Raw genomic sequence first — 18,695 nt, 5'->3', positions numbered from 1 at the left:
CTACTTTCTGGTTAGTCAGGCATCCTTGCAGGGAAGGAAAACCCGAGGTCTGCTGCGATTAACCGCGCGGCCATGGCGCTATCGCAGGTATCAGTATCGCACCAAACGTCTGCCACTTTCGAGTACGCCTCCTCTAGAGTGGCTAACTGCGTCCTAAACCACGCTCGCGGAGTGCCCAGGTTGGTTGGACGAATAGCATCCAAACCGTTTCTGCGAACCAGTGAGGACAGTGATGCGCGTAGGGCAGTGACCTTGGTTCCCGCGGCTTTGGCCGCTTCTAAAGCCACCATTACCCCGGGGTTCAGAACCGCGGAAGGACTGAGCACGACAATCGCCCCCGCTCCGGGACCGCCCTCGGCGAGCACGTCCTGGGATGCCACGGCCAAGGCTTCAAGGGCATCCTCAGGAGAGTCCGTCATCATCTCTCCCAATGGAACTCCTGCCCGCTCCGCCACCATTGCTTCCACCTCAACGACGCGCAGCTCAAGCCTTCGTCCAAGTGCATCAGCCACTGCGGACTTGCCGGATCCGGAGGCTCCCAGTATTACGAGGACGGGGAACGAACTCATCTTTCCTCCATTTCAAGGAGTGTAGCCACGCGGACGACGGTGTCGTTTGTGACCTCTTGTACCGCAGGGTGGGTACCTGCACTGAGCAAGACGAAACGCAGTTTACCCTGCCGTGCCTTCTTGTCCGTGGCCAAACCTTCCATGAGAACCGAGAGGTTACCGCGATATCGAGTCGGCAACCCTACCGACTCAAAGAGCAGCTCGTGTTTGTGTGCAGTCTCAGCGTTGATCAGGCCCAACTCCACGCCGAGGTGCGCCGCGAAGATGCACCCGATTGCCACTGCTTCGCCGTGGCGCATGCCGTAGTTCTCTGCACGTTCAATAGCGTGTCCCATGGTGTGACCGTAGTTGAGCGTCTCCCTGAGTCCACCTTCAAGGCGGTCCGCGCTGACAATTCTTGCCTTCACAGCGATGGAACGCTGGACGATTTCCGCGACCGTATCCATGCCTTCACTGGCTGCCCATGCGACGTCCCCAATACGCGGATTGTCTTCTATGATCCGGAGGATTTCTGGGTCTTCGATGAGGCCGGTTTTTATTACCTCTGCGAGGCCCGCGGTGTACTCACTCTGTGGCAGCGTGACGAGGCTGTCCAAATCAACCAGCACGGCTAGAGGATCGTAGAAGGCGCCGACGAGGTTCTTTCCCGCGGGGGTGTCTATCCCCGTTTTGCCGCCGATTGAGGCGTCGACCATTGCGAGTAGCGTAGTGGGAAGATGGATGACTGGAACCCCACGCAACCATGTGGCAGCCACGAAACCGCCCAGGTCTGTGCTCACTCCGCCGCCAAATGTGACGACTAGGTCTCTTCTTCCGATGCGAGCTTTCCCAAGCATGTCCCAAGCGCGGGATAACGTCCCAAGGTCCTTAGCGGTCTCTCCGTCCCTGTGTGCGAAGACATGGACTTCAAGGCCTGCCCCGCGCAGAATGCTCTCAATGTGGGATGCCTGATTGGCAAGGGCGTCCGGGACGACGAGCAGCGCCTTCGTAGCGTCCGCTGGAATATACCCGGCCAGAAGCTCCGATACACCGCTCCCTGTTATGACGTTATATCTGTGGGTGCCCCTGACGGAGACGAAGTCCCACTCAAGAAGTCGGCGCAAGATCTGACGCACGACCTCGTCGGGGGGGCCGGAAGTAGACTGGGCTGTGCACGTGGCAACCTCACGGTAGAGGGGGCTGCGGCGCTCCGTCAGGTCCAGAAGCTTCTGCTCGGGGTTGTCCACCAGCAGTGGGCGTCTCGTGTTGCGTGAAACCCTTGCCAGTAGCTCACGATGGTGCGCTTCAATCCAAATCACCGTCTGGTCGCGAAGAAAATCACGGACTTCCGGGGTCTCAACGCATCCTCCGCCAAGCGAGAACACGCCGGGTTGACCAGCGGTTGCGAGGATCGCTTTGGCTTCCTGCTGCCGAAACGCTGCTTCGCCCTCCCCCGAGAAGATCTCGCTGATGGTCTTCCCGGAGGTACGCTCTATCTCCGCGTCAATGTCGATATGCGGCACGCGCAACGTTGCGCCAAGAATTCGGCCCACTTTTGACTTCCCACTCCCGGGGAGACCAATCAGATACCAGGGTTGACTTGTGGGGAGCTGTGCTATCAACTGCTTTCACCCTCCTGCTTGATGCGAAGTCTGCTACTGACGTATGCCTCCTGGAGGTCGAACTGGGCGCGTACCTCTTCGACGGACGCCCCGCCAAAACGGTCAGTGAGTGCCTGTGCGAGGACGAGGGCAACCATTGCTTCGGCAATGACAGCGCCCGGAACTACCTGGCAAGTGTCCGATCGCTGGTGGAAAGCGGAGCTCGCCTCACCGGTTGCAAGATCAACTGAAGGAAGAGCCCTGGGCACAGTGGAGATTGGTTTGAAGCCAACCCTTGCAACGATAGGCTGACCGTTTGAGGTTCCCCCCTCGATTCCCCCGGCCCTATTCGAGGAACGGGTGATGGCGCCATCCTGGCGCACTATCTCGTCGTGAGCAGCCGAACCGGGACTCGCAACAGTCTCGAAGCCCTCACCAATTTCCACGGCCTTCGCAGACTGGATACTCATCAGGGCCCACGCGATCGCCGCGTCCAGCTTCCTGTCTGATGACACGTGAGAACCGAGTCCCACGGGGACGTTGTACGCGATCACTTCGGCAACTCCGCCAATGGTTTCCTGGTTTTCTTCCGCCTCATCGATAGCTTTGATGAAGGCCTCTTCCGCCCTCGCCCCTAGGGTGCGGACTGGAGAAGCGCGCAACTGGTCGTAGTCTGCGGGGGTGGGAAGTGGGACTGCTCGTACGCTTGCTTGCCCAATGCTCACAACGTGGGAGACGATCTCGGTACCGCAGACTTGATGAAGAAGCTGTTTTGCTACTGCGCCAAGAGCGACGCGTGCAGCCGTCTCTCGCGCGGATGCGCGTTCCAGGATGTTCCTTGCGTCCTCCTGCCGGTAAGAAAGAACACCTGCTAGGTCGGCGTGCCCGGGACGAGGGCGTGTCAGCGGTTTGTTCCGCGCCATCTCCCGAACATCACCACGTCCAGCATCTACAAGAAGAGCTTCTTGTGGTACCGGATCAGCGCTCATCACGGCCTCCCACTTTGGCCACTCGGAATTGTGAATGACGATGGTGATTGGTGCTCCGGTTGTGCGGCCATGGCGAACACCAGTGAGGATATCGACGCGGTCCTTCTCAAACTGTTGCCTCGGCCCACGACCATAACCTAGTCGGCGTTCAGCGAGCGCCTCCGCAATCAAAGCGGTACTTACAAGTATCCCTGCAGGTGCGCCCTCCAGAGAAGCGACCAAAGCGGGACCGTGTGATTCTCCAGCAGTTGTCCATTTCAGCATGGACCCAGCTTTTCACAATCCGCTTGAGCCGGGTGACAGAGGTCCAAGAGTCGCAAGCGCCCAGCACCCCAGTGCACTTCCCATCAGGTAGGGGCCAAAGGAGAACCTCTTAGAGAGTCCCCCGCGTACTGTTAGAAACAGTGCGCGGATGGCTGCTGCCACAAACGCGGCGGCTAGTCCAAGAAGGGCCACGCGAAAGGAGCATGTTGCTAGGGCTGCTCCCAGCACCGGAGCTAACTTGACATCCCCCAGCCCCACTTGTCCAAGTCTTTGACCAACTGCCAATGGCAGAGTCCAAACGACGGCCCCTGCGACTATCGGCAGGAACCACTGCGACGCAACACCAATTGTCCAGGGAGAGACGAGTATGAGCACTGCGACCTCGACCGCCAGGAGCCCAGTGAGTTGGTCGGGTAACTTCCGAACTCTGGAATCAATCAGTATGCTCATCCAACCGAGTGATGCGAGTGAGACTCCAAGCGCAGTGACAGTTCCACCCTCAAGGCTAGCTCCTGTTCCAATTGCGGCGAAGCCCCAACCCCCGACCGGTATGTCAGCACCCCAAGAACCGACGTATAGGGCCGCAGCTCCGCTCACGGTCGTGCCCCACATCAAGCTCAAGTGAGATAGCGGAGAGTCTGGAAGGTAGTGATCTAGTAGCGAACGTCCACGCAGCCCGACCCAGAGCAGATTGGCAGCAAACACAATAGAGGCTAGGACCCACTGAGCCTCGTTCCCAATCATTGCCGCGCAGCTGTGACCGCTTTGTGTACCGGATCAAAAGGAACGTCCTCGGACGTCCAAATCTTCACCTGGGCAATCCCCTGCAGAGTAAGCATGGTCAACGGAGAAGTCACATGCGCTCCCGCGCGCACGAACCTGTTCTCAAGGGGGGTCTGCCCCGATGAGTATGTGACGTCGAGCAAGACCCCGTCACGAAGTGGCGTCAGCTTCGATGCGAGGTCAACTGTGGCAGCGGGCGGCACGGTAGAGATCAGTACGGGGGTGGCGTTGAGTGCGGGGAGGTACCGGTCGACAACTCTGAGAAGCACACTGTGCACTTCGAGGCCAAGAGCCATTCCGATTACGTATGCATTCTGAGGGCCCGCGAAGGATCTTCCTACCAGGTAGACCTTTGTGGCGCCCAGAGATTTGAGTGCAGCTAGAGCGGAACACGCGGTAGCGCCTGTACCGACGACCACTGCGGGAGGAAGTGAGGTGAGGGGCCCTGCATTTTCTGGAACCAAGAGGCCCAGCCCGGAGCTACCTGTGACACTAGGTGCGACCAAGTGGGGGCGAACTGTGTCAACTATTGCTTGGACATCAGTGTTAAACGCCGCGCTCATGGATGAGGAGAAAGCAACGGTGTTGGCCGCCTCTACCAGGTTCGCGAGTCCGTCTGTCGCATCCACCAGAGGTAGTACTGCGCGCTTCAGGGGCGATGTGACGCTGAGTCCCACACAGTCCGCTCCAACACCTGCAATGAAGGTGGCTAACTCGTCTGTCTCAACCCTGTACTTGCGATACTCCCAATCAAGACCGAGCAGCCCGAATGCAGTATCGTGCAGGATCGGTGACAATGAGTGCTCGATCGGTGACCCAATGACGCCAGCCCACCGCTTCATCGTGTCTCAGCACCTGCCTTCATTTTGCTCACACCACTGGGTAAGCAACTCGATGTTGCTTGTTTGCTCTGCAAGTGTTGAGCTGAACAGTGTCTCTCCCGTATCCAGGTTTACCGTGACAAAGTAGAGCCAATCGCCATCTGCGGGATTGATCGTCGCTTCAATGGCAGCCTGGGAAGGTGTTGCAATAGGTGTCGGGGGAAGACCTTGAACTCGGTAGGTGTTGTAGGGACTGTCCGAACCCAAGTCCTCCGCCGTGGGTAGTCCACCCGATTTACCAACTCCATAAAGCACAGTTGAGTCCATCTGAAGGAGCCCCCGCGTCTCAGCTTCCGGCAACTCAAGGCGATTGAGGATTACACGTGCCACCTTGGGCAAATCGTCAGGGACGCCTGCTTCACGCTCAAGAATTGATGCCTTAATGAGGGTTTCTTGCCAGTCGGCTTCAGCAATTCCCAAGTCAGTCAGCAACGCGGTTGTACGGCCCACCATCGTCATCAGGACGTCCGTTGCACTCTCCCCGATGGCCACCTCGTAGGACCCGGCAGCGAGCCAACCCTCAACGTTGCCGTCTGCAGCCTCCGGCAGTCCAAGCACTGCAGGATCTGCAAGGGCCTGGTCGATTTCATCCTGGGTGAAGCCGCCAACCGAGATCATGCGCTCGTAGACCTGAGCGGCCGTCTGACCGGCATTCACTGTAATCGCGTTGTCGCTTCGGTTGGCCTCGTCAAGGAGTGCAGCAAGAGCATCTGCGGACCTCATACCTAGCTTGAGGGTGTAGGTTCCAGGCTTGATGGTTGCCGAGGCAGAGTTTCCTTCAAATGCTAGTGTGAAACCACGGACCGTCTTCACAACGCCGGCGTCGACCAGCGACTGACCGATCTCAGAGCCAAGCTCTCCTGTTGTGATTGTGACTTCAACGCTACCTTCGCCCGGACCCGGGAAATCAAGCTCTTCTTGCGAGGTCGCAGAGTCGCCACTCAGACCCATCCACGCCCAGTAGACAGCTCCACCCACCAGGGCAAGTAGCAGGATCAGGATCAGTGCGACGCGCCACTTAGGGGCCTTCTTGGCCTTCATTTTTGAAGGGGTACTTGCCCGACCATTCAGCGGGGAAACTGCTCCGGAGTTTAGTCGAGTGGGCGGAACACCATTACCGGGTGCTAGAGGGCGAGTGCCGAGGCTTGGCTGAGGCGAAGGTTCACGACCGGAAGTCACCTCTACCTTCATCGCGCTATCTTCTGCCTTCTTTGCGAGTCGCTCGGACTTCTTTGGCGAGCGTTGTTTGACTTGAGGAAGTGCGCCGGTCTCGATGAGGTGCTCTCGACGCGTCGGGAATGACCCCTCGGACGTGTGAGACACAGCGGGTGTCGGCAAGGCTTGTCCAACGACCTCAGTTTCAGCCACGCCTGCGGCGCTGTAATCAGCGCTCGCATCGCTTGAACTCGCGGCTCCCCTGCTAGGTATCCGCGAAGCATGCAGATCGCGCCGTGATGGAAAGGGACTGCCCGAAGCGTCCTCAGAGCTACTGTTGCTCATCGTCACCCCTCTCGTCTAAGTTCATCACCCGAATCTCCTCACCGGGAGGCTTAGCGCTTACCCGCTCTACTTCCAGTGCGTGTTCAAGGATGACTTGTGCCGCGACGGAATCAATCAAAAGACGTTGCTCCTTCTCTTGGATCCCACGTTCATGCAGTAGTTCCTTTGCGGCGATAGTCGAGCGTCGCTCATCCACCAGGCAAAGTCTCACGTCAGGCAGCATAGTAGCAAGCGCGGCCGAAAACTCACGAACGAGATGTGCGGATTCTCCTTCGGTTCCGTTCAGATGCTTGGGCAACCCAACAACAACTTCAATTGCACCGCGCTCGCGAACCTGCTTTGTTATGAGTCTAAGGGCACGCTTCCGGGGCTTCGCTGGGACATACTCCAAAGGAATCGCGACAGCGGCATCCCCAGGGGCAAATGCGACACCGATACGAGCGCTTCCGATATCGAGGCCGATTCGCGCGCCGGGCCTCAGGACGCCACTCCGCTCACTTGAGCAGCGACAGCTTGCAATGCATCTTGAAGTGCATTGGGATCAGTTCCGCCACCCTGAGCAACATCGGCTTTGCCACCGCCACCCCCACCAAGGACTTTTGCTCCAGTCCTGACAAGGTCCCCAGCTCGGATACCGCCATCCCTGGCGCTCTGATTGGTAGCCACCACCAGGATAGGTCTGTCATTCATGACAGCCCCCAAGGCAACAACCACGGGTTCACTAGCACCAAGTCGGTTGCGCACGTCTAGAACCACGTCCCGAACCGCATCGGCACTAGACACTGTTCCGAGGTCGGCTTTTGCCATCCGAACCACCCCGACACGGGTCGCGCCCTCGGCGATATCCGCAGCCTTGGAGCGCAAGAGTTGGCTTTGCAGTGCAGCAAGATCACGCTCAGTGGACTTCACCCTGTCAAGAAGGGTAGAGATCTTCTCAGGGAGCTCTTCTGGCTTGCCGCGCAGCAGATTCGTCAATTGTGAAACCAGAAGATGCTCCGCCGATTGGAACTCGTACGAGGAATCCGCGACAAGTGCGTCGACACGGCGGACCCCAGAGCCAATAGAAGACTCTGAAAGGATGTTGAGGCGGCCAATCTGCCCGGTTGCCGACACGTGTGTCCCCAGACAAATCTCCATTGACCAATCGTCACCGATGGTGACCACTCTGACGTCTTTGCCGTACTTCTCCCCAAAGAGGGCCATGGCGCCGCGCGCCTTCGCCTCTTCGACTGGGAGGACGGTCTCCGTAATCTCCAAGTCATCCATCATCTTGGCATTGACCATTGCCTCGATATCGGACAGCTGAGTGTTCGTCAGTGCCTTGCCGTGGCGGAAGTCAAGGCGCATTCGTGACGGCGAGTTCTCGGATCCTGCCTGTGTTGCCCGCTCGGACACGACCTCGTGGAGTGCTTTATGGATCATATGGGTCGACGTGTGAGCACGCGCGATGGCGAGCCTGCGTTCACGATCAATTTCGGCGTAGGCCCTATCCCCGACTGCCACGGTGCCAGCTGGCAGCGTGGTGCGGTGAACAGATAGACCTTTGAGAGGTGACTGGACATCAAAGACTTCCAGTTCAACGCCATTCTCAACCCGAATGACACCCTGATCGGCCTTCTGTCCACCGGCCTCAGCAAAGAACGGTGTGCGGGTGAGGACCACATCCACTTGGGCGGGTCCTTCCACGAACGGCACTGGAATTCCGTCGACAAGGAGGCCCGCAATCTGGGACTCCCCGGTGGCACTGGTGTAACCAACAAATTCGCTGCCTCCGCCAATGCTATCCGCGATCTCGTGGAACACCTTGACGTCAACGTGACCGGCCTTCTTTGCGCGAGCATCCGCGCGGGCACGTTCCTTCTGCTCACTCATGAGCTTGCGGAACTGTGCCTCGTTAACCGCAAGTCCCTTCTCACGCGCCATTTCGAGGGTGAGGTCGATCGGGAATCCGTAGGTGTCGTGAAGCGCGAAAGCGGCCTCGCCCGACAGGGTTGCAACACCGCTCGTAGACTCCTCCTCAGCCTTGCGACTTGCCACGTCAAAGATTGTGGTTCCTGCATCCAACGTGCGTCGGAAGGAAACCTCTTCACCATACGCGACGTCGGCGATCGTGTCCCAGTTGGTCAGTAGGTCGGGGTACGAGGGAGACATGGCATCTCGTGAAACAGGGAAAAGCTCCGGGAGCGTCACTTCGTCAACACCCAGCAAACGCACCGAGCGGACTGCGCGCCGCATTAGGCGGCGGAGAACGTAACCAGCACCGTCATTACCTGGGCGGACGCCATCATTGATCAACATCATGGAAGAGCGGATATGGTCAGCAATGACTCGCATGCGGACGTCATCTTCACCACCGGAACCGTAACGCCTACCGGAGATTTCTTCCACTTTGGTGATGACTGGTCGGACCTCATCGATCTCGAACATGTTTGCTTTGCCTTGCAACACGAACGCCAGCCGCTCGAGACCCGCACCTGTATCGATGCACTTGCGATCCAGCTCGTGCAGTAGTTCGTAGTTCTGGCCTTCGCCTTCACCGCGCATGTACTGATCGAAAACGAGGTTCCACAGCTCTAGATAACGATCTCCACCCGGATCGGTCGTAGTGTCAACCGCTTCTGGGCCGTATGCGGGACCACGGTCATAATGCCATTCGCAGCAGGGTCCAGCAGGGCCGGGCTGGCCGGTGGACCAGAAGTTCTCAACGCGGGGAAGGCGGACAATGTGTTTGGAGTCCATGCCGATCTGCTTGGTGAGCACGTCCAAGCTTTCCTGATCGCCGTCCCAGATAGTCACCCAAAGGCGGTCGGCGTCGAGGCCGTACTTACCGTCCTCGACCGCACCCGTGAGGAGATCATGAGCGTAGTGAATCGCGCCTTCTTTGAAGTAGTCCCCAAATGAAAAGTTACCGTTCATCTGGAAAAAGGTGCCGTGGCGCGAGGTATGCCCGACGTTGTCAATATCGTTTGTACGAATGCACTTCTGCACCGAAGCGACACGAGGCCACGGTGGTTCTTCCTCCCCTGTTATGTAAGGGATAAAAGGAACCATTCCGGCAATGGTGAAGAGAATGGACGGCTCGGGCGACAACAGTGGTACCGAAGGACGAATCTCATGCTGATTGGCAGCGAAATAGTTGATCCATCGCTCGCGAATCTCGTGTGTGCGCATTTCTCTCTCTTAGCTTCAGTGGTCCCAATCCTGGCTGCGGATTGAGAATAGCAAAGAGGACGGGTGCCAACAGCTCCCGTCCTCATCGCATTTGCTGCATGTGCTCTCCCGGAAGAAGTCCACCGAGGCACAAGTATCTGGTTTAGCGCGAGTAGTACTCAACAACCATCTGGACGTCGCACTCAACAGGGACGTCGCTGCGCTTCGGGATCTCCGTCAGCGTTGCCTTGAGATTTGCGATATCTACGTCAAGGTAACCGGGGACCTTGGGCAGGACCTCCTGGTGAGCGCCAGCGGCTGCGACCTCGAACGGTACAGTGGTCTGGGACTTCGGCTTCACCTGAATGACCTGGCCCGGCTTGACTCGGAACGAAGGGCGATCAACGATCTTGCCATCCACCAGGATGTGGCGGTGGACAACCGCCTGGCGTGCCTGAGCGGTGGTGCGTGCAAACCCTGAGCGCAAGACAAGGGCGTCCAGTCGGGTCTCTAGCAATGACACGAGGTTCTCACCAGCCATGCCCTGCATGCGACGAGCCTCTTGGAACGTGTTCGCCATCTGTGCTTCACGGATACCGTACTGGGCGCGAAGACGCTGCTTTTCCTTGAGTCGAACCGCGTAATCGGACTCTTGACGGCGGCGTGTGCGGCCATGCTCTCCGGGTCCGTAAGGGCGCTTCTCAAAGTAGCGCACTGCCTTCGGGGTCAGCGGGATACCGAGGGCGCGTGATTGGCGCACCTGCTTGCGTGCACGATTATCTGCCATGCCTATTTCTCCTGTTTCAGTTTGTCATGGTCCCGCTGGCTGCGAGGCCATGGGGTCAACACTCATTTGGCTAAGACCCCAGGTTCGATCAAAAATGACCAGATGCAATGCTACTTGATGCCGAGGTCAGCTTCGATCGACAGCCATGACATTTAGATGAGCGGTTGGTCACCTTGTTGATTTGTGGCCTTCTTGTGAAGTCTTGCGATCGCCTCCATGCTTGCCGCAATTCTGGCTTCTTCACCCCTGCCGGTCGGCACATAGTAGTTGGCGTCACGGAGCGCATCAGGGAGATAGGTCTGCCCAGCCGCGATTGCGTGAGGTTGGTCGTGGGAGTAGACGTAGTCGAGCCCATGACCTAGCTTGCGAGATCCGGAACTATGGCCATCACGCAAATGCAATGGAACGGGACCTGCCTTACCGGACCTCACGTCCTCTGTGGCCTTGCTGATTGCGACCACTGCCGTGTTGGACTTCGGGGCAGTTGCGACCGCTAGAACCGCCTCCGCAAGAATTATCTGTGCTTCGGGCATTCCCACCATCGCAACGGCCTGAGCTGCGGCAACTGCTGTTTGGAGAACACTCGGATCGGCCAAGCCAACATCCTCAGCGGCGCTAATCATGATTCTCCTGGCAACGAAGCGCGGATCCTCACCTGCTTCCAGCATTCGGGCCAGATAGTGGACAGCTGCATTGGGGTCTGAACCTCGCATCGACTTAATGAAAGCGCTGGCTACGTCGTAATGCTGGTCCTCATCCCAGCGAACCAGTGCGCTCGCTGCAGCAGTCGATACATCCTCAACCGTGATTAACCTGTCACCCCGGTCGAGGGTGGCTGCTGCCGCTGCTTCTAAGAGTGTCAAAGCTTTGCGGGCATCACCACCAGCAATGCGAGTCAGAACCCCCAGTGAACCCTCTCCAAGTTCTACGGCTGCGTTCAACCCGGACGCGCTCTTTAGAGCGCGTTGCAGGGTCTCCCCTATCGCCTCGTCATCCAGCGGGTGAAGTACAAGGAGTAGAGACCTGGATAACAAAGGTGAAATTACTGAAAAACTGGGATTCTCGGTTGTCGCCGCAACAAGTGTGATCCACTGGTTCTCTACGGCAGGCAGAAGGGCATCCTGTTGTGATTTTGAGAAGCGGTGTACCTCATCGATAAACAGAACCGTTTCTTCACCACTGGCCATTAGTGCATGTTTTGCGGACGCAATCACCTCACGTACCTCTTTGACGCCAGCGTTCACAGCCGAAACCTCAGCAAACCGTCTTCCAGACTGGCGGGCAATCAGGTAGGCCAACGTCGTCTTTCCCGTTCCCGGGGGTCCCCACAGGATGACTGACGGTACAGAAGTTGACTGAGAATCCAAGAGCCGAGCCAGTGGTGAGCCGGGAGTCAGCAAATGCGACTGGCCCAGAAGTTCTTCCACTGTCGTGGGTCGCATCCGAACAGCCAGGGGCCCCGAGGCCGACGGCCGCGGCAGCCCATGACTGTCGATGCCTTGAGCATCAAATAGATCCATTAGAAAGAGGTCCTTTAAAAAGCGGTGCGTGCTTGTACGGCGGTGGACCACCCACCGCTTCGTCGAGGACGTTAGGCAAACAAGGATGTGTCGCCAGCACCCTCACGCACGACTTCCGGGTAGCCGGGAATGAAGTCAATAACCGTGGTCGCACCCGCAAGCCCAACCGGAGCATCAACAACGAGGTCAACTTCGTTCCCGATCCTTGCCGCCACATCTTCAGCATCGGTCAACGGCTCATCCTCTCCGGGCATGATCAGGGTGGAGCAAAGCAACGGCGCCCCCAGCTCTTCGACGATAGCCTGGGTGACCTTGTGGTCTGGTAGACGGACACCCACCGTCTTCTTCTTCTTGTTCAGGGTCATTCGCGGGACTTCCTTCGTGGCAGGAAGTATGAAGGTGTACGCCCCCGGCGTCAGCGCTTTGATTGTGCGGTAGGCCTTGTTATCCACTATTACCAGTTCGCCCAACTGTCCGAACGACTGGCACAGCAGGGAAAAATTGTGCTTGTCATCGAGGTTGCGGATGCGGCGGATCACATCCATACCATCCTTGTTGCCAAGCATGCAGGCAACGGCATAACCGGAATCAGTAGGGAGCGCTATTGTGCCACCGTCATTCAGAACAGCAACGATCTGGCGAACGAGTCGTGGTTGAGGGTTATCTGGGTGTAGTTCAACGATCTTCATGGTCACAGCTTAACTGTGACCTCCGACATCTGGGGAGTGTCTGTGAGAACTTGATAGAAAGTGCTGCCCACTCCCCAGTTGTCGAACTAGGCGTCTGTACCCGCGTCGTCGGCTTGCTCTTCTTCCTCAGGAACAAAATCAACCCCGGTCTCTGCGCGCTGAGCTGCGTCGATTGGCCCGGGTGCCTCCGTCAGTGGGTCGTATCCCCCACCCGACTTCGGGAACGCAATGACATCACGAATCGAGTCGGCACCGGACAGAAGGGCAGCAATCCGATCCCAACCGAGCGCGATTCCCCCGTGAGGAGGCGCGCCGAACTGGAAGGCATCAAGAAGGAAGCCAAATTTCTGCTGTGCTTCTTCCTGACCGATTCCCATCACCTCAAAAACCCGCTCCTGAATATCTCTGCGGTGAATACGGATCGACCCTCCGCCAATCTCATTACCGTTGCAGACAATGTCGTAGGCGTTTGCCAAGGCGGAGCCGGGATCAGAGTCAAACGTGTCCAGATACTCCGGCTTCGGGCCCGTGAAGGCATGGTGGACCGCAGTCCAAGCGCTGGCACCCAACGCAACATCGCCCTCGGCCTTTGCGGCTGCTGATGGCTTGAACATAGGAGCATCGACAACCCAGAGGAACGACCATTCATTCGGGTCCATCAGTCCCAGTCGCGAACCTATCTCTAAGCGGGCTGCACCCAAGAGGGACCTTGCTGAGTCCGCGACGCCTGCGGCAAAAAACACGCAGTCTCCCGGGTTCGCGCCGACTGCCTCAGCGAGTCCTGCACGTTCTTCCTCAGAGATATTCTTTGCAACCGGCCCGCCGAGCGTTCCGTCATCGGCGATGGTCACATATGCGAGACCCTTACCGCCACGGGACTTCGCCCATTCCTGCCATTTGTCGAAGGCTCGCCTCGGTTGAGAGCCACCACCGGGCATCACAACGGCGCCAACATATGGGGCCTGGAACAATCGGAACGGGCTCCCTGCAAAGAAATCCGTCAAATTAACAAGCTCAAGATCAAAACGCAGATCAGGCTTGTCAGTACCGTAACGTTCCATCGCTTCAAGGAACGGCATCCGCCGGATGGGCGTCGGAATGTCATAGCCAATTAGTGCCCAAATGTTACGGAGTACCTTTTCCGTTTCCTCCAGGACATCGTCCTGGTCAACGAAGCTCATCTCAACGTCAAGCTGCGTAAACTCTGGTTGCCTGTCGGCACGGAAGTCCTCATCGCGGTAGCAGCGCGCAATCTGGAAGTACTTTTCCATTCCTCCCACCATGAGCAGCTGTTTGAAAAGCTGCGGCGACTGGGGAAGGGCATACCAGGAGCCGGGCGCAAGACGAGCAGGAACCAAGAAGTCCCTTGCCCCTTCGGGAGTGGACCTAGTCAGCGTCGGCGTCTCAATCTCAACAAAGCCATCATCTAGCAGCGTCTCACGCGTTACGCGAGACATTGCCGACCGCAACCGGAGGGCATGCTGGGCCGCTGGCCGCCTCAAGTCGAGATAACGATACTTGAGTCGTACCTCCTCACCAGCCACTGCGCCATCCGCGTGGGTGGAAACCTGGAAAGGTAGAGGAGCCGCAGTGTTAAGTATCTCTACTTCATCAGTCAGCACCTCAATCTGCCCTGAAGCAAGATTTGGGTTCTCATTACCAACGGGCCGCGCAGAGACTTTGCCAGTGACCTTCAGAACATACTCTGGGCGCAGTTGGTGACCGATTTCTTCATCACGGACCACTACCTGAGCAATACCAGAAGCGTCCCGAAGGTCAATAAAGATAACGCCACCGTGATCACGGCGACGGTCAACCCATCCGGCTAACGTGACTGTCTCGCCTTCTAGATCAAGGCCAAGCTCGTTCATCGTGTGAGTGCGTAGCACGAAGTTCCTTTCCCACAGCTCGCGTCAAGCGCGAATCAACCTGCTCCATTCAACTGCTCCGATTGTACGCGTTCGGCGCGTCGTCCCTGACGTAGAGTCCTTCGGCAAAGACATACGGAGCGTGGAGGTAGTCACAGCGCGCGCCGGAGCGCCTCTTCCCGCGTAAAGTGAACCCGGCGTAACTTGGCGCAACTAGAGGGAACACGGCCCCGGCGGTGACTCCACAAAAGGAAGAAATGACTGAAGAAACCACCCCCACGACCTTCGCGGACCTGGGACTGCCGGGCTATCAGCTAATAGTTCTCGAGGACCTTGGATTCAATATCCCCACGCCTATCCAGGTGTCTGCTATCCCTCCACTGCTCGCAGGCCGCGACGTCGTCGGCATAGCGCAAACCGGTACGGGCAAGACTGCGGCCTTTGGGCTTCCGCTCCTCGGTCGGGTCAACGGCAATGTCAAAGGTGTTGCCGCCCTCGTCCTCGCCCCAACACGCGAACTTGCGCTTCAAACCACAGAAGCCTTAGAGACGCTTGCAGGACCTAAGTCAAAGGTCCATATGGTCACTGTCTACGGCGGGTCATCCTACGGTCCCCAGCTGCGCGCGTTGCGTGAGGGCGCACAGGTCGTCGTGGGGACGCCGGGGCGCATTATGGACCTGATCGAAAAGGGTGCGTTGGATCTGACCTCCGTCAACACCGTGGTACTTGACGAGGCTGATGAAATGCTTCGCATGGGCTTTGCCGAGGACGTTGAGACTATTCTGTCAACCGTCCCGAATGAGCGTCTCACTGCGCTCTTCTCCGCCACGATGCCCCGCGGCATTACCAAGGTTGCTGGTAAGCACCTGCGCGATCCGGAACGTATCGAAGTCACCTCGGCTGCCTCGACAGTGAAGACCATTCACCAGACCTACTCATTGGTCCCTGCGAATCTACGCACCGAAGCCCTGGCTCGCGTCCTCGAAATGCGCGGCAACTATGAGGGGCGCGAGGGCGGCGCAGCTATTGTCTTCGTTCGGACAAGGCGGGATGCTGAAGAAATCCCTGTGGCCCTCTTGAGCCGTGGGATCCGCGCGTCTGGTATTTCAGGAGACATTGCACAACGTGAGCGTGAACGCATGGTCCAGGGTCTGCGCAACGGAGACCTCGACGTGCTCGTAGCAACCGACGTGGCGGCTCGCGGGCTGGACGTGGAGCGCATCGGTTTGGTGGTCAACTATGAGGCCCCGATCGAACCTGAGATTTACGTTCACAGGATCGGTCGCACCGGTCGTGCGGGGCGCGCGGGACGGTCCCTGACCTTCTTCTCGCCAAGGGATAGGCGACGCCTCCACCAGATTGAGCGTGTCACTGGCGCGAAGCTGCAGCAGGTTCCGATTCCAACCAGCCAAGAGATCATCGATGCGCGCGCCCGCCGCGTCCTCGAAGGGCTGATCAACGCTGATTCGGGTGGGGCGGCACAGGATACTTCCGCAATCGAAGGAGCCCTCGCGGCAGCACACGCGAGCGGCCTACGCTACCGGGATATCGCGGCGCAACTGCTCTATAGTGCGGCTGTTCCTCCAACGATGCAGAATGTCTCCGACAGTGCGCGTGAACGCATGGATGCAAACTTCAACAAGATTGACGCGACTGATGCCCCTCGCGCTCGGAAGACACGCGGGGATCGGCGAAGCAACCGTTACCGCCTTGAAGTTGGTAAGCGGGACGGCGTCTCCCCTAAGGCGATTGTCGGCGCGATGACCGGCGAGGCCGGATTGCGCGGGGCGGACCTTGGCAAGATCAACATCTACCCGTCGTTCTCGGTTGTTGAGGTCACGGATGAACTCTCGGAACGCCAGATGGCAAAGCTCAACAAAGCCCAGGTATCCGGCCGACGGCTCCGTATTTCGGTAGACGAGGGCCCGCGCGGGGGCAGCCACGGTGATGGGCCGCGCTCAGAACGCACGTACGAGGGCGGACGCGCAGGGCGCCAGTTCGACCGCAAGGGTGGCAAGAAGTACGGAAAGCCGCGTCGCTAGAAGGACGTCCCCGAGGTGAACGCCGCGGGGACGTTCAAACAGGGGGACTACTCAACAACCTAAACGTCAGCAGGCAGCCATTGTGCAGGGTCAGCCGGCTCTTGATCGCCAGTGACGATGTTCTTCACCGAATGGGCCCCGTCCTCGTCTACAAACCAGACGTAGCTGATGCCGCGGCGCTCCGCAAAACGTATCTGCTGGCCAAATTTCCGAGCACTCGGTGAGACTTCGGTTGCGATGTTCCGCTGCCGCAAAGCGCGTGCGACGGCGACGGATTCACCCCTTGTCTCCTCATTGGTGACTGCCACCAAGACTCGTGCGGGACTCGGTGCCCCCGGTTCCAGGATGCCAGTTGTGAGAAGAAGTGCGACAAGTCGAGATACCCCGATGGAGAGTCCGACTCCCGGGAACGTTCTGCGTCCATCAGAAACGAGGGCGTCGTAGCGACCACCAGAACAAACCGAACCGAAGCTCTCATGTCCGGGGATCACTGTCTCGTAGACGGTGCCCGTGTAGTAATCCAATCCTCGTGCGATTCGCAGTGAGGCACGGACCTGTCCGGGTGCGTACTCCTGGAGGGCATCCAGAACGGTCGCCAACTCATCGAGTCCTTCTGCAAGTGGAGTTGGATCGAGGCCGAGGGCGCCGACTGCCTCACGCAGTTGCCTGCCGGTTTCGACTGAAATAGCTGCGGCGTTTAGAGCTACGTCAATCTGAGAATCCGACAGACCGAGGGCCCGCAGTTCCTCAGATACGCCCCGCGGTCCGATCTTGTCGTACTTGTCGAGACCGCGCAGAGTTCCCTCAAAGTCTTCAATACCCGCACTTGTTGCGATGCCTTGAAGGAGCTTACGGTTGTTGATCTCCATCAACACCGGGCCGATATCGAGCCCTGCGAATGCATCAAGCATGACCTCCCCGGCCTCGACCTCGTGATGCAGACCAAGGTTTCCAGACCCCACGATGTCAATATCGGCTTGTGTGAACTCGCGGAATCGCCCCTCTTGAGGACGCTCGCCACGCCAGACTTTCTGTATCTGGTAGCGCTTGAAAGGGAAGGTAAGGTCATTCGAGTTTGCCAGAACGTAGCGGGCTAGCGGCACGGTGAGATCAAAATGCAGTCCCAGAGTGTCAGATCGGAGAGGAATAGGCCCTCCAGAACGTGCAGATTGAAGTCTCTGTAGCACGTACACTTCCTTGGACGTCTCACCCTTCGCCTCGAGGGCAGTAAGTGGCTCGACTGACCGTGTCTGTATTCCTGCGAACCCGTGTAACTCAAAAGTGTTCCGTAGGCGGTCCTCAACCATGGATTCAACTGCACGTCCTGCTGGAAGTAGTTCAGGAAACCCAGAGATGGACTTCTTGCTCACGTTGCCTCTTTACGGGGTCGGCTATCTACGTCGCTGGGCACGTAGAACAAATGGATTGGTTTGCAGCTCAGTGCCCCAGCGTGTCTGGGGACCGTGTCCCGGCAGAAGCACCGTCGCCGGATCGAGGACGTCTGCAAGTGTACGGAGGCTCTCACGCATCACGTACTCGTCCCCTCCGGGAAGATCAGTGCGGCCGACTGAGCCCGCGAAAATAACGTCACCGGACAGTGCCATTGGAGCGTCTGTCGGGGTTGGGGCGAAGAGAAATACCGATGAGCCCGGTGAGTGTCCCGGGGCAGGAATGACACGAACTGTGATGCCCTCTACCGGATTAAACTGCTCGCTCCCTAGCGGAACAACCACCTCCGGATACTGCCACTCCCCTATCCCTAGCGCAGATGCGCGCATGCCAAGGGCTCCCATGGGGTTTTCTATCAGTGCTAAGTCAGGCTCAGGAATATAGACGGGCCTGCCAGCGGAGACCGTAGCGCACTGCCAGACATGATCAATATGCCCATGGGTCAATAGCACAGCGCCCACAGCAAGATCATGGCTTTCCAGTACCTCGCTGACACCTTCTGCTGTGCCTGGGCCCGGATCGACGACCAGTGCTTCCTTGGAGCCCTCAAGCCACATCACATAACAGTTTGCATCAAAGAGTGAAGCACCTACGACTTCGATTTTCACCAGTAACCCCGGGATT

Annotated in this window: 15 protein-coding genes; 1 reads left to right on the top strand and 14 read right to left on the bottom strand. The window is 58.2% G+C overall.

Annotated features, from left to right (window positions below):
- Positions 1–11: 11 nt before the first annotated feature.
- From H2O65_RS05730 to aspS, 12 genes are all read right to left on the bottom strand, one after another.
- Positions 12–569, bottom strand: coding sequence for a shikimate kinase (locus H2O65_RS05730; protein ID WP_182140796.1), 558 nt, complete (start codon positions 567–569; stop codon positions 12–14).
- Complete coding sequence (aroB, locus tag H2O65_RS05725) at positions 566–2,170, bottom strand: 3-dehydroquinate synthase (RefSeq protein ID WP_259349463.1); 1,605 nt, start codon at positions 2,168–2,170, stop codon at positions 566–568. Before aroB ends, H2O65_RS05730 begins: the two co-directional genes overlap by 4 nt.
- The gene (gene aroC / locus H2O65_RS05720; protein ID WP_182140794.1) at positions 2,167–3,402 is read right to left on the bottom strand and encodes a chorismate synthase; all 1,236 of its coding nucleotides are present in this window, start codon (positions 3,400–3,402) and stop codon (positions 2,167–2,169) included. The genes aroB and aroC overlap by 4 nt, the downstream gene beginning before the upstream one ends.
- 12 nt (positions 3,403–3,414) lie before the next feature.
- Positions 3,415–3,999, bottom strand: coding sequence for a prepilin peptidase (locus H2O65_RS05715; RefSeq protein WP_182140793.1), 585 nt, complete (start codon positions 3,997–3,999; stop codon positions 3,415–3,417).
- 143 nt (positions 4,000–4,142) lie between these two features.
- Complete coding sequence (locus H2O65_RS05710; RefSeq protein WP_182140792.1) at positions 4,143–5,027, bottom strand: shikimate dehydrogenase; 885 nt, start codon at positions 5,025–5,027, stop codon at positions 4,143–4,145.
- A 6-nt stretch (positions 5,028–5,033) separates the two neighbouring features.
- Positions 5,034–6,566: an endolytic transglycosylase MltG gene (gene mltG / locus H2O65_RS05705; RefSeq protein ID WP_182140791.1), complete on the bottom strand. Its 1,533-nt coding sequence runs from the start codon at positions 6,564–6,566 to the stop codon at positions 5,034–5,036.
- Positions 6,553–7,029, bottom strand: coding sequence for a Holliday junction resolvase RuvX (ruvX, locus tag H2O65_RS05700; RefSeq protein ID WP_259349607.1), 477 nt, complete (start codon positions 7,027–7,029; stop codon positions 6,553–6,555). The genes mltG and ruvX overlap by 14 nt, the downstream gene beginning before the upstream one ends.
- A gap of 14 nt (positions 7,030–7,043) precedes the next feature.
- Entirely contained in the window at positions 7,044–9,737 is a 2,694-nt protein-coding gene (gene alaS / locus H2O65_RS05695; RefSeq protein WP_182140790.1) for an alanine--tRNA ligase, read from the bottom strand.
- 142 nt (positions 9,738–9,879) lie between these two features.
- Positions 9,880–10,503 (bottom strand): 30S ribosomal protein S4, encoded by a 624-nt coding sequence (gene rpsD, locus H2O65_RS05690; RefSeq protein ID WP_182140789.1) that lies wholly within the window; start codon positions 10,501–10,503, stop codon positions 9,880–9,882.
- Positions 10,504–10,655: 152 nt separating this feature from the next.
- Positions 10,656–12,023 carry a replication-associated recombination protein A gene (locus H2O65_RS05685; protein ID WP_182140788.1) on the bottom strand — a complete coding sequence of 456 codons (1,368 nt, stop codon included), beginning with the start codon at positions 12,021–12,023 and terminating at the stop codon, positions 10,656–10,658.
- Positions 12,024–12,094: 71 nt separating this feature from the next.
- A complete protein-coding gene (locus H2O65_RS05680; protein WP_182140787.1) occupies positions 12,095–12,712 on the bottom strand; it encodes an L-threonylcarbamoyladenylate synthase in 618 nt (205 codons plus the stop codon).
- Between the two features lie 86 nt (positions 12,713–12,798).
- Positions 12,799–14,601, bottom strand: coding sequence for an aspartate--tRNA ligase (gene aspS / locus H2O65_RS05675; protein WP_182140786.1), 1,803 nt, complete (start codon positions 14,599–14,601; stop codon positions 12,799–12,801).
- 236 nt (positions 14,602–14,837) lie between these two features.
- On the opposite strand from aspS, the gene H2O65_RS05670 reads away from it, so the two are divergent.
- Positions 14,838–16,622: a DEAD/DEAH box helicase gene (locus tag H2O65_RS05670; RefSeq protein ID WP_182140785.1), complete on the top strand. Its 1,785-nt coding sequence runs from the start codon at positions 14,838–14,840 to the stop codon at positions 16,620–16,622.
- Positions 16,623–16,681: 59 nt separating this feature from the next.
- Here H2O65_RS05670 and hisS read toward each other — a convergent pair whose 3' ends face one another.
- Positions 16,682–17,992 carry a histidine--tRNA ligase gene (gene hisS, locus H2O65_RS05665; protein ID WP_182140784.1) on the bottom strand — a complete coding sequence of 437 codons (1,311 nt, stop codon included), beginning with the start codon at positions 17,990–17,992 and terminating at the stop codon, positions 16,682–16,684.
- Between the two features lie 21 nt (positions 17,993–18,013).
- Positions 18,014–18,679 carry an MBL fold metallo-hydrolase gene (locus tag H2O65_RS05660; protein ID WP_182140783.1) on the bottom strand — a complete coding sequence of 222 codons (666 nt, stop codon included), beginning with the start codon at positions 18,677–18,679 and terminating at the stop codon, positions 18,014–18,016.
- Between the last annotated feature and the right edge of the window lie 16 nt (positions 18,680–18,695).

Origin of the sequence: Schaalia sp. JY-X169 (genome assembly GCF_014069575.1) — a bacterium.
Taxonomy (GTDB): Bacteria; Actinomycetota; Actinomycetes; order Actinomycetales; family Actinomycetaceae; genus Scrofimicrobium.
The sequence above is the reverse complement of the archived record's forward strand: the minus strand, read 5'-3'. Positions and strand labels throughout refer to the sequence as shown.

Excerpts from the sequence above, each read along its gene's own strand:
- H2O65_RS05730 (WP_182140796.1), bottom strand. The coding sequence starts at position 569 with ATGAGTTCGTTCCCCGTCCTCGTAATACTGGGAGCCTCCGGATCCGGC.
- aroC (WP_182140794.1), bottom strand. The coding sequence starts at position 3,402 with ATGCTGAAATGGACAACTGCTGGAGAATCACACGGTCCCGCTTTGGTC.
- H2O65_RS05710 (WP_182140792.1), bottom strand. The coding sequence starts at position 5,027 with ATGAAGCGGTGGGCTGGCGTCATTGGGTCACCGATCGAGCACTCATTG.
- mltG (WP_182140791.1), bottom strand. The coding sequence starts at position 6,566 with ATGAGCAACAGTAGCTCTGAGGACGCTTCGGGCAGTCCCTTTCCATCA.
- alaS (WP_182140790.1), bottom strand. The coding sequence starts at position 9,737 with ATGCGCACACACGAGATTCGCGAGCGATGGATCAACTATTTCGCTGCC.
- rpsD (WP_182140789.1), bottom strand. The coding sequence starts at position 10,503 with ATGGCAGATAATCGTGCACGCAAGCAGGTGCGCCAATCACGCGCCCTC.
- H2O65_RS05685 (WP_182140788.1), bottom strand. The coding sequence starts at position 12,023 with ATGGATCTATTTGATGCTCAAGGCATCGACAGTCATGGGCTGCCGCGG.
- H2O65_RS05680 (WP_182140787.1), bottom strand. The coding sequence starts at position 12,712 with ATGAAGATCGTTGAACTACACCCAGATAACCCTCAACCACGACTCGTT.
- H2O65_RS05670 (WP_182140785.1), top strand. The coding sequence starts at position 14,838 with ATGACTGAAGAAACCACCCCCACGACCTTCGCGGACCTGGGACTGCCG.